Below are 5,115 nucleotides of genomic sequence, written 5' to 3'. Positions count from 1 at the left end.
TTAGCACAATGCTAAGCCTTCGTTTTTACAAGAAATTAATTACCAAGGAGAAACCTTGTAAAGGGCTCATCCTACAAGACACTAACTTCCCTATTCATCGTCCAGTGGAATCAACTTGGTATTGCCACCGTGTGCCTTCTCACGCTTACGTTGCACGAATGCATAGAAGCCAGGGATTAGGAACGTACCCGCTAACAACACACATAGCAGGCCACCAATCAGAGAAATACCCAATGAGTTTTGACTCACGTGACCAGCACCCGCAGCGAAGATAAGCGGGAATATACCTAAAATGAATGACCAAGACGTCATGTTCACAGCACGAAAACGCAGCGTACCGCCCTTCACCGCCGCATCTTCAATCGGTGCGTCTTTCTCTTCACGCTCAACCTTTGCGAATTCCACAATCAAGATTGCGTTCTTCGCGGCCAAAGCTATCAAGAGGACCAAACCAATTTGTGCATAGAGATTCAGCGGTGTGCCTGTCAGGTTCAGCGCCAAGAAAGAACCTAAGGTTGCAACCGGTACCACTAAGATAATCGCTATAGGGATTGTCCAACTCTCGTACTGCGCCACCATGAACAGATAGATGAAGATCAGAGCCAGTGCAAAAGCAAAGATCGCTTGGTTGCCTGCCAATACTTCTTGATAAGCCATGCCTGTCCATTCGTACTGGTAGCCTTGAGGCAGCACGTCAGCTGCGACACGTTCCATTGCAGCAATCGCATCACCGCTTGAGTAACCCGGTGCTGGTTGGCCTTGAATCACCGCACTGCGGTACATGTTGTAACGCCATGCTACGTCTGGTTCAAAGATCTGATCGTAAGTCACCAATGTGCTTAACGGGATCATCTCGCCATTAGACGAACGCACGTGGAATCGTTGTAGGTCATCCATGCTGCTACGGTGTTCACTGTCTGCTTGCATGGTGACACGGAAATTCTTACCAAACATGGTGAAGTCATTCACGTACATTGACCCAAGATTGCCTTGTAGCGTTTGGAATATTTCCGATAGGGGAATACCTAGCTGTTGCGCTTTCTCACGATCAATATCGACATAGTAGTGAGGTACATTGGCGCGGAAGGTACTGAAGGTATGTGAAATCTCAGGCTGTTTATTTGCCTCAGCAATCACGTCATTCATTACCATCGCCAGATCAGTGCGGCTACGACCTAATGTATCTTCGAGAACAAACTCAAAACCAGACGCAGCACCCATGCCCGGAACCGCAGGAGGTCCCATTGCAAATACAATCGCTTGAGGCAGTTCTGTTGCTGCTCGGCCATTAATACGTTGTGAGATAGCTTGCGCTGAATGTTGACCGTCTAGTGCGTTACGCATTTCCCAATCGTGGAGCTTGATGAACATCGACGCACCATTCGAAGCTGAAGCGCCCGTCATGAATGCATAGCCGTTAACCAGTGTCACACCATCAACGCCCGGCTCTTGCTCAACCATCTCTAGTAACTGCTCTGTCACATCTTCTGTACGAGACAGCGATGCCGCGTCAGGAAGCTGCACGTTAACCAGCAAGATGCCTTTATCTTCTTGAGGTACGAAAGCCGTAGACGTGGTTTTCGCGAAGTAAGTTACCGCTGCTAGCGCCACAACGAAGAAGGTAAACAGCAGAACACCCTTTTTCACAAGGAAGCCTGCAATTTGACCGTACTTGCTGGTTACTGATTCAAGACCACGGTTAAACGCTTGGTACCAACGTGCTGTGTTACCACCGCCCTGCTTAAGAACCAATGAACACAATGCTGGCGACAGCGTTAGAGCGTTAATAGAAGAGATCACAACCGCGATACAGATAGTCAGAGCAAACTGGCGATACATGATGCCGGTAATACCTGGCAACATCGCTACAGGGATAAACACGGCAAGCAGTACCAATGTAGATGTCACAATTGGACCGGTCACTTCTTTCATCGCGATCAGTGTTGCTTTTCGCGGTGAAATGGTAGGATCTTTGGCCATCGTAGTATCTACGTTCTCGATAACCAAGATCGCATCATCTACTACGATACCAATCGCCAAAATCAAACCAAACAGGGTTACTGTGTTGATGGTAAAGCCGGTCATCTGCATGACCGCAAAAGTACCAATCAAAGATACCGGAATCGCAACCACAGGAATCAAGGTTGCACGGGCACTGCCCAAGAACAAGTACGTTACTGCGATAACCAGCAAAATTGCTTCGATGAGTGTTTTAACTACACCTTTAATCGACTCAGCAACGAATAGTGTGGTGTCGTAACTCGCCTCGTAAGCAACGCCTTCAGGGAAATTTTTGCTTAGGTTGTCTAGCATCGCCATGACTGCTTTACCACTTTCCAGCGCATTAGCGTCTGACTGAAGTGACAGCGTTACGATTGAAGCGTCTTGACCACGGTATTTACCGTTACCATCGTAGAACTTTTTACCTAGCTCAACACGTGCAACGTCTTTTAAATAAACCGTTGAACCGTCTTGATTTGCACGAAGCACTACATTTTCAAACTCATCAGCCGTTTCTAATCGGCCTTTTGTCACCAAGTTGAATTGCACTTCTTGCGCGTTGTTATAAGGCGCTGCTCCAATACGGCCTGCAGCGACTTGAACGTTCTGCTCCGCCAAAGCGCGATTCACGTCAGAGGTAGTTATATTGAGGTTAGCCATTTTTTCAGGATCTAACCAAACACGCATCGCGTATTCACCACCACCCAACACGTTAACTTCACTGATGCCCTTTACACGAGCCAATTGGTCTTTAATGTTCAAGTTCACGTAGTTGATAAGGAATTGGTCGTTGTACTCTCCGTTCGGCGAGTAGAAGTTCAATACCATCAATAGGTCAGGTGAACGCTTCTTGACCGTTACACCCACCATTCTTACTTCTTGTGGAAGTTTCGATTCGATCTGAGCAACGCGGTTCTGAACGTTGACCTGAGCCATATCAGCATCAGTCCCGACATCAAAGGTCACGTTAAGGTTGTATGAACCATCATTAGCACTTTTAGAAGACATGTAGATCATATCTTCTACGCCATTCACCGATGTCTCTATGGGGTCGGCTATCGCCTGTTCCACCACTTCAGCACTGGCACCCGTGTAGAATGCCGACACACTGACCGATGGTGGGCTAATTTTTGGATATTCGGCCACTGGTAAGATAGCGAGAGAGATCGCACCCGCCAGCGTTAATATTATGGATATGACAAGGGCAAACTTAGGCCTTTGAATAAAGAAACGACTTAACATAAATAGCCCCCTTACTCAGCTTGTTCAGCAGAAGCTTGAATACGAACAGACATACCATTACGTACACGCTGTAGGCCTTGAGTGATCACTGCGTCGTTCTTCTCTAGACCAGAATGAACGATCACACCACCTTCAACTTGTCGCCCCATCTCAATGTTTCTGCGCTCAGCAACTGGTGCGGCTTCACCTTCAACCAATACCATCACAAAGTCACCTTCTAGGTCGGTTTGAACCGCACGACGCGGAATAGTCACAACATCAATAGATTGCTTTTCACGTAGATCAACGCGAACGTGTTGGCCTGGAAGTAATTGCTGGTTCGGGTTATCAGCAATTGCGCGCATCGCGATCGTACCAGTATTGAGGTTGATACGGTTACCCAAGAAATCAAGCTGACCTAGATGTTCGAACGCTTCACCATTCTCAAGCATGATCTGAACTTCAACACCTGCAGAATCGCTGCTGCCGTCGCCTTCGATGCGATCCATACCCAGCTCAATACGCTCACGCTCACTGATGCTGAACGATGCATGGATTGGATCTAGGCTAACCAACGTAGTCAGTACACCTGAAGACGGTGAAACCAGATCACCCGTGCTCACTTTGGTGTCACTAATTCGTCCAGAGAAAGGCGCAATAATTTTGGTATGAGAAAGCTGAACATTGGCTGCATTGAGTTGTGCTTGACTTGCTTCAAGCTGTGCCTGAGAACCCAATAAGTTTGCTGTCAATGCATCAAATTCCGATTGAGAAATACTCCCCTTAGGGAGAAGGTTCTTACCTCGGTTAAAATCAAGCTCGGCTTTTTTAAGGTTCGCGTTCGCTTGAGCAACAGACGCTTTTGCGCTTGCTACTTCAGCTTCAAATGAAGAGGGTTCAATGGAGTACAGTAATTGGCCCTTTTCGACCATTTGACCTTCATTGAAATGACGGCTTTGTAGATAGCCAGAAACCTGCGCTGTGATAGCCGTGTCTTCAACGGCTTCAATACGACCGATGTACGACTTACTTTGCTGGTGAGAAACAACGCTAACATCCTGTACTGCTACGAGAGGTAGAGGCGCTTGCTTGGCATTTTGAGCATCTTGCCCACATCCAGCAAGAATAAGAGAGCTTGCAAGAGCCGTAAGGATCAACTTTTTACGCATGGTTATACCGTCACTTGTTAGTATTTGAACAGTATAAAATTTACGTAACACACCTGTTACTATTGTCCGAGGAATATCAATTATAACGAACCAAAGTGTATCAATATGTTAATTGAAACTAAGTGCTTATAAAGTAATTACAAACGCGTTACAATTTCTAAGTAAATCAACCTCTCAGCTTCTGTTCTCTATGGATATTGTCTAACATCATGTATTGTCAGACAGATAAGCATTCACATTTAATTGTTAAGGAATTCTCATGATTTCAAAATGGGCTAAACGTTTCTATCAAATGGCGGAATTGGTCGGTTCTTGGAGTAAAGATCCTTCAACTCAAGTCGGCGCCGTCATCACTAAGCACAACCGTATTGTTTCAGTTGGCTTTAATGGCTACCCACATGGCGTGTCTGATAGTGCGGATACTGACGATCGCGAGATGAAATACCTCAAGACACTTCACGCTGAAGAAAATGCAATCTTGTTTGCTAAACGTGATTTAGACAGTTGTGAAGTTTGGGTCACTCACTTCCCTTGTCCGAACTGTGCAGCAAAAATCATCCAAACTGGAATTTCAGCGGTACATTGCCCAGAGCAAAGTGAAGATTTCCTTTCTCGTTGGGGAGATAAGATCAAGATAAGCCAAGATATGTTTGAGCAAGCTGGTGTAGAAGTAGACTGGTTGCCACTCGCTGACCTGGATTAATCTCTAACGCTAGGTCTCAGG

3 protein-coding genes are annotated in these 5,115 nt (G+C 46.3%); 1 reads left to right on the top strand and 2 read right to left on the bottom strand.

Annotation, left to right across the window (positions count from 1 at the left end; all coding sequences use genetic code 11):
• Positions 1-90: 90 nt before the first annotated feature.
• Both AB4496_RS21400 and AB4496_RS21395 read right to left on the bottom strand, forming a co-directional pair.
• Positions 91-3,243 (bottom strand): efflux RND transporter permease subunit, encoded by a 3,153-nt coding sequence (locus tag AB4496_RS21400; protein WP_009844789.1) that lies wholly within the window; start codon positions 3,241-3,243, stop codon positions 91-93.
• An 11-nt stretch (positions 3,244-3,254) separates the two neighbouring features.
• Positions 3,255-4,391, bottom strand: a complete 1,137-nt coding sequence (locus tag AB4496_RS21395) for an efflux RND transporter periplasmic adaptor subunit (RefSeq protein WP_009844788.1) — start codon at positions 4,389-4,391, stop codon at positions 3,255-3,257.
• Positions 4,392-4,650: 259 nt separating this feature from the next.
• On the opposite strand from AB4496_RS21395, the gene AB4496_RS21390 reads away from it, so the two are divergent.
• Positions 4,651-5,094, top strand: coding sequence for a dCMP deaminase family protein (locus AB4496_RS21390; protein ID WP_004731749.1), 444 nt, complete (start codon positions 4,651-4,653; stop codon positions 5,092-5,094).
• Positions 5,095-5,115 lie beyond the last annotated feature (21 nt).

Origin of the sequence: Vibrio sp. 10N.222.46.A1 (genome assembly GCF_041473595.1) — a bacterium.
Lineage (GTDB): Bacteria > Pseudomonadota > Gammaproteobacteria > Enterobacterales > Vibrionaceae > Vibrio > Vibrio tasmaniensis_A.
Note: the sequence above shows the minus strand (reverse complement) of the source record. Positions and strands in the feature narration are given on the sequence as shown.